A 6497-nucleotide genomic window follows, 5' to 3' on the forward strand; every position below is an offset into this window, starting at 1 on the left:
CTCTCATCCTCGTGCATGGCGGCGCAGGTCGCCGCTCGCTATCCAAACATCAGTCCAACTGTCTAGGCGAAGCGCTCGCCACCGGGTACGAGATCCTCGATCGGGGAGGTCCTTCGGTTCTTGCCGTGGAGAGTGCCATTGGATTTCTGGAGCAGTCGGGGCACTTTAATGCCGGGCGAGGATCCAAACAACAACTCGATGGAGTGCAAAGAATGGATGCCTCTATCATGGAGGGTGGCCAACTCCGAGCCGGCGCGGTAGCATCGCTCGAAGGGATTGTTCATCCGATCACCGCCGCCAGGCTGGTTATGGAGGAAACAAATCACGTGCTGTTGGTCGGCCCGTTCGCCAAGACCTTTGCCCGACACTTCAAACTGAAACGCTGTCGCACGGCAGGCCTGACTCGCCGTTCTTCGCATGAGATCCTCTTGGCGAGCGTGAAGAGGAGGAGAAGAAGCCATGGTACGGTTGGAGCCGTGGCACTCGACCGGTCGGGGACGGTTGCCGCAGGGGCATCGACCGGCGGAATCGACTCGATGTTGCCGGGTCGCGTCGGCGATACACCCTTAATCGGCTGCGGAGTTTATGCGGACAATTATTCCGGTGCCGTGTCCATGACCGGTATCGGGGAGGGTATCATCCGCTTCTCGGCCGCGAAGGCGATCTGTGAGCGTCTAGCCGAAGGCAAGAGTCCGCTTGTGGCAGGTAAAGTGGTTTTGCGACAATTGGTTTTACGAATAAAGGGGCAAGCTGGTGCCTTGGTGATTGCGCCGGGCGGGAGTTTCGGCATCACCCACGTGACTCCGGCAATGGCCGCTGGTTGGTGGAACGGCACAGGAAAACCGACCGTGAGAGATCGTTGGCGATGAACAATGCTATTTTTCATCTGGCCTTTCCTATTCACGATATTAATGCGGCAAAACGGTTCTACGTTGATGGCCTCGGCTGCACGTTAGGTCGAGAATCCGATCAGGCTGTTACGTTTGGGTTGGCTGGCCATCAACTGGTAGCCCATCTCTCTGAAGGGCCAAGCCGGGAACAGAAAAGCATTTACCCCCGGCATTTTGGGCTAGTGTTTCTGTCGAAGGAAGCATGGCAGGCGCTGGCGGATCGTGCCAAAGAGATAGGCCTTACCTTCTACCAGCAGCCGCGCGTAAGATTTCCTGGCACCCGCATCGAGCACCACACGTTTTTTTTACAAGACCCCTCGGATAATCTCCTCGAATTCAAGCATTACACCCATGAGTCGGCGATCTTCGGAGAACAGGGGGAGCGCCGCATTGGAGACAGTTCCACATAGAAGCAGGGTCAAAAGTCGGCACGGATCCCACCCATAATCAGCAAAGGGCTGCCCAGCGTTTTGATAGGGCCGGTTTGTGTCGCGATATATTGCCGGTCCGTCAGATTCTCGCCGTTGAGAAACACACGAAGTCCGTTGCGAATCTGGTGCTGGAACGAGGCATCGAGAACAATGAAATCTGCCACCGGTTGGGTGTTGGCATCATCTGCGAACTGGCGTGAGAGATATCGCGCCAGGATCGTAGCCTCGATCCATTCGGTCTGTCCGGCAGTGACCCCCAGAGTCACCTGATGGCGGGAGACGTTCGGGACGCGCTTTCCTTCCCGGTCGGGACTGCCCGGAAAACTACTGATCACAGAATCGGCGTAGGCATAACCCGCGTTCAGCGTCACGAAGGAATGGACGTGATAGGTGAGGTCTATCGCGCCACCAGTCGACAGCGTTCTGCCTACGTTCTGTCGCTGGGCCGAAACGGGGCCGTATACGAAAAGGATCTGGTCCTTGACCTCATCGCGGTGAACGGACAGGCGCCAGCGAAGCGAGCGGTTGGCGAAAAGTTCGCCTTCGACTTTGAATTCCGCACCGGTTAGCCGTTCGGGGCGAAGATCTTCGTTGGGCAGGAAGGAAAATCCGCCGAATCCGAACCCTCGGTAGAGTTCATTGAGGGTCGGCGCCCGGAAGGCCTGGTAAATGGAGGCCCCGAGGCGCAATCTGTCGTTGAACTGGTACTGGGATGAGAGTTTCGGATTGATGACCTGGATAACGTTGTCCCGGAATGCAATGGAACTCGTTGCTGACGCGCTTCTCGCATTAAAGTTCTTCCACCAGTCGGAACGGATACTTGGAATCACGGTCAGGTGATCACCGGCATGAATGATCCATTCTCCGTAGAGACCCCATCCAAGCTGCTGGCCTTTGGCCAGTGTTTGTCCGAGGAATGATGTCTGGGAGAATTGATCGTCGGTGGATTGCGCGATGATAGTCCTTGCATCGGTACCCAAGACCAGTCGATCCCGGTCGAACAGTGTCCCGGTCCACTGAAGCGATCCGCCGAAGTCGTTGCTCGGAATCGTTTGTATGCGGTCGCGAAACTCGTCGAGTCTCAGAAGAGGGGAAGGGACGGTTTGAGCCGTCAGATTCCTGAAGGTTTGCCACTGTCCGAAAAGTTTCCCTTCCCAGAAGCCGGCAGATCCCTGCTCGCTCCGAAATCCGAGCGATGCATTACCGATCGTTCGTGAGGCGAGGCTCAGGTTTGTGCCGAACGTCCGGTCCTCACGAAACAGACTGCCGGACAGATCGAACGACGTGTGGCCGGTCGGCAGCCAGGTAACTCTGCCGTTGAACAAATGGTGGCGGGAATCGTTTGAGCGGTCAACCGGTCCACGCTGATATTCGGGGACGGGGATGATTCCGGTCGTGTGGAACCAGCGGTAGCCGAGAGAAACATGAAGGTGATCTGTTCCATAGCTCGCGCTTACAGACTGTTGATAAGTACTGAGCATGCCGGCTTGGCTATCCAAGGTGAATCCGGTTTTTCGTTCCTTGGTTCTGGTGAGGACATGGATGACGCCTCCCATGGCCCAGGTACCGTACAAATTTGACGACCCACCGGGGACGATCTCAACCCGCTCGATATCGTTCGGGATCAATCCCCAATTGACCCATCCGCCGAATCCGTCGTTGAGTGGGACTCCGTCGAGCAACACCAGCGTACGCCGTGTTCCCAGGCCGTTCAATGTGACGGACTGAGCCGTGGGGTGGTTGTAGCGGCTGCTAAGCGTCGCCGGTTGGATGCCGGGAATAGATCGAAGGAGATCGTCGAGTTGATGGCCGCCGGGATAAGGAGAACGCGCAATTCTATCCTTTGTGATGAGAGTCACTGGCGCCGCGCTTCGATCAAGGCTCTCCGGCGTCCGTGTAGCAGAAATCACGATTTCATCGGTCGTGATGATGCTCTCGGCCTGGTCGATCGGCTCAATCTCATCTGCCCCGAAGGCGAAAGAAGGGACGACGGCGACAGTCAGCACTACGAACTGGTAAAGCTTCATAACCTGTTTCACCGCTAATCGTCGCCTTTGCGGTGATTAGACGTCTGAGTCATACTGCGAAGAATTCGTCCATGCCGTTTGGTAAGAGCGGATGTTTTTCTCAGCGGATCGTACCGTCGCGGCGAGGGAAGGATGGCGGCCAACCAGGCAGCTTCGTCTGGCGTCAGGTCGCGGGCTGGTTTCCTGAAATGATGGCGTGATGCGGCTTCCGCGCCGTAGACGCCATTACCCCATTCGGCCACATTGAGGTAAATCTCAAGGATACGCTCCTTGGAAAGATGGTGCTCCAGCGAGCTGGTGATCAGGGCTTCGTGCGCCTTTCTGAAGATCGACCGTTCATTTGAAAGATAGAGGTTTTTCGCGAGCTGCTGGCTAATCGTGCTGGCTCCTCGCTTGAATTCGCCTTTCTCGAGGTTGTAGAGGGCGGCGTCTTTAATGCCTTCCCAATCGAAACCGTCGTGTTCGAAGAACGAAGCGTCTTCAGCTGCGACGACGGCGCGGGGAAGGTGGGGGGAGATGCGAGACAGCGGAACCCACGTCCAATGCAGGCCGATCTTTCGGCCCCTCTCCTCTGCTTGTCTCTGGCGCGCTTTGATGAGCGCGGTGGTTTCAGGGTTGTGAGACTTGAGCTCGCCCACATCCGGCAGCGTCACCAGCCACGTAAATAGCAATGCGGCGAGCGGAAGGCTGACGCACAAGAAGACCATGAGGAAAAGTCGCTGGCGACGCCGTGAAGTTGACTTCCGCATAGATCGATGCGTAAGAACAGGAACAAGACCGGCGACGCGAGGCTACAGTAAGTGAAGAAATCTCCAACCCGTAGCCTCTCGTCCCGCGCCTATGGAGTGACCGGTGAAAATTCTGAAAGCCGAGTTTATCAGAAGTTGTGTCAGCCCAGAACAGTTTCCTGGCGGATCCATGCCGGAAATCGCCTTTGCGGGACGTTCAAACGTCGGGAAGTCCTCGTTGATCAATTCGTTGCTGCAACGAAAGGGGCTGGCGAAGGTGAGCCGCACGCCAGGAAAGACACGAGCGATCAATTTGTTCTCCGTTTCAACAGATGATCCCATCCTCGCTCGGTTTGTCTTGGTGGATCTTCCAGGCTACGGCTATGCCAAGGTATCGAAGGCCGAACGAGCCCGGTGGGCACCCTTGATCGAGCAGTATCTCACGCAACGGGAACAACTTCTGGCTGTCGTGTTGCTGGTAGAGAGCCGCGTGTTGGGCCTGCAGGACCGCAATACGCTCGCATGGCTGGGCTCCCTCGGTCACGATCCTCTCGTCGTCGCGACGAAGGTGGACAAGCTGAGAGCAAGTGAACGGGTCTCGGCGCTGCGTCGGCTCCAAGACGACCTGGAGGTCGCGGACCCTGCGTCCTTTATGGCGTATTCGTCTGTGACGGGCGAGGGGCGAGAGCGCTTGTGGACGGCTTTGAAGGAGCGTTCTCAAACTTGATCTCGATGTATGCCTTGTTCTTCAAGTCCGCGAGCCACGTTTGAAACATATCCTCGCTTTTTTGCTGAAAGACCAGGGATTGGATCTCCTGCCTGACTTCTTCAAACGGCCTGAACTGCTTTGGTTTCTTGTCTTCCAGCCGGACGATGTGAAAACCTTCGGGGCTCTCTATAACATCGGATATCCCGCCCGGAGTTAAGGTCGACACCGCCCGCTCGATGGCCGGCAACAATTCTCCTTGACGTACCAGTCCGAGACGCCCGCCCCTTGAGGAGTTGAGGCCGTCTGAATAACGCAATGCCAAATCCTCGAATGATTCTCCCATTTTGAGCTGGGCCACGACCTCGAGGGATTTCTCCCTCGCGTACGCGATCTCATCAGGTGAGCGCGGGCGAATGAGAATCTGGCTAAGGGTGTATTCCTCGGGAAGCGCGAATCGATCCCGATGTTCCTTGTAGTACCGCCGCATCTCCGGTTCGGCCACCATGACGTTGCTTCGAACGTCCCTATCGACGACCCTAAGCAGTATCAATTGCTCGCGAACGTTCCTTGTAGCTGCCGGGTCCTTTTCGTCGATTTTCTCTCCCTGCTGAATCAGTTGCCTGACAGCCTGCTTGACCTCCTGATCGCTGACGTCGATGGCGTGCGTTTTCGCCGCCTGAAGCTGAAGGCGGCGTTCGATCATAGACGTTAAGGCCATTGATTCGGCCAGTTTCAATCGCCGCGCGCGCTCCTCGCCTTGGTACTGTCGTTCGATCCGCTCCCGTTCCGGAGCTAGTTCACGTTTCACCTCCGACCACATGATCAGGTCTGAATTGACGATCGCCACAATCCGATCCTCGACCGTTGTTGCCCGCGTGTGACCCGGGAAGCCCAGCAGGGAAAAAACCAGAGAAATCCAGGCCAGACAACGCCAGGAAATCGATATGTTTGATATGGTGGAGGAGCAAGTCATCGCTGCGGATCTGGAGATTCAGGCAAGCCCGTACACAATGCAGCCTCATTGTACAGGAATCGGCGGAGAATGAATATGGAGGGGAAGCCCTCGGAAATTACGGAGTCAGCGGCTGCCCATGTTGTATCCGGAGAGCCGCGTACCGTCCGCGAGTCTGACAACGGCCTTGGCTTTGATGTCGGCGATCACCGCATCGAAGTGCTGCTTGCGCTTCAGATAAAGCAGCTCTTGTCTCAGCCGCTCCCGCTTGGCCAGATCCGCCTGAATAATCTCGGGTTCGAGCGCGGTGATCCTGACGAGGTAGTAGCCGTCATCGGTTTTGATCGGTGCGCTGACCATTCCGGGCTTCAGGGAATGGATTGCTTCATCGACTTCGGGTATGACAAGACCCTTCCGGTAGGGGCCCAGATCTCCGCCGTTCGATTTCGTCTTTTCGTCGATCGAATATCGCTTCGCAAAACTACCAAAATCCGCTCCCTTGTTGACCTGGGTCTCGAGGTCTTTGGCAGCCGAGTAATTCGGCAGCAGCATTTGTGCGACTCGTACCTTTAGCGGCGTCAGGAGTTCGTTTGCGTGTTGCGCATAGTACTGGTCGAGGTCTTCCTTTGTGAGCTCAACCGTATCTTTCAAACGGTCCTTCAGGAGTTCCTCCCTGATAATTTTTTCCTTATAACGCCTTACGCGATCCCGGACCGCATCGCTCCGGTCGATTCCCTGTTTGCGGGCCTCCTGGAGGAGC

Annotated in this window: 7 protein-coding genes; 3 read left to right on the plus strand and 4 right to left on the minus strand. The window is 56.5% G+C overall.

Annotated elements, in window-relative coordinates; genetic code table 11:
* Window positions 1-869: isoaspartyl peptidase/L-asparaginase family protein (locus tag ACWVCN_RS00590; protein WP_455243559.1), on the plus strand; the 869-nt coding region annotated here is incomplete at its 5' end.
* Window positions 866-1300: a VOC family protein gene (locus ACWVCN_RS00595; RefSeq protein WP_455243560.1), complete on the plus strand. Its 435-nt coding sequence runs from the start codon at window positions 866-868 to the stop codon at window positions 1298-1300. The genes ACWVCN_RS00590 and ACWVCN_RS00595, both read left to right, overlap by 4 nt.
* 8 nt (window positions 1301-1308) lie before the next feature.
* Here the strand turns inward: ACWVCN_RS00595 and ACWVCN_RS00600 are convergent, their stop codons facing one another.
* Both ACWVCN_RS00600 and mtgA read right to left on the minus strand, forming a co-directional pair.
* On the minus strand, window positions 1309-3360 hold the full coding sequence (locus tag ACWVCN_RS00600; protein WP_455243561.1) for a TonB-dependent receptor plug domain-containing protein: 2052 nt from the start codon (window positions 3358-3360) through the stop codon (window positions 1309-1311).
* Window positions 3361-3362: 2 nt separating this feature from the next.
* Window positions 3363-4097, minus strand: coding sequence for a monofunctional biosynthetic peptidoglycan transglycosylase (mtgA, locus tag ACWVCN_RS00605; RefSeq protein WP_455243562.1), 735 nt, complete (start codon window positions 4095-4097; stop codon window positions 3363-3365).
* A 103-nt stretch (window positions 4098-4200) separates the two neighbouring features.
* Here mtgA and yihA point away from each other — a divergent pair, with 103 nt between their 5' ends.
* Window positions 4201-4803, plus strand: a complete 603-nt coding sequence (gene yihA / locus ACWVCN_RS00610; protein ID WP_455243563.1) for a ribosome biogenesis GTP-binding protein YihA/YsxC — start codon at window positions 4201-4203, stop codon at window positions 4801-4803.
* On the opposite strand, the gene ACWVCN_RS00615 is transcribed toward yihA, so the two are convergent.
* Window positions 4727-5758, minus strand: coding sequence for a peptidylprolyl isomerase (locus ACWVCN_RS00615; protein WP_455243564.1), 1032 nt, complete (start codon window positions 5756-5758; stop codon window positions 4727-4729). The two genes, yihA and ACWVCN_RS00615, sit on opposite strands and share 77 nt — an antisense overlap.
* Window positions 5759-5863: 105 nt before the next feature.
* Window positions 5864-6497, minus strand: a 634-nt coding sequence (locus ACWVCN_RS00620; RefSeq protein ID WP_455243565.1) for a peptidylprolyl isomerase, incomplete at its 5' end; no start/stop codon positions are given.

The sequence above is a fragment of the Petrachloros mirabilis genome (assembly GCF_975968855.1).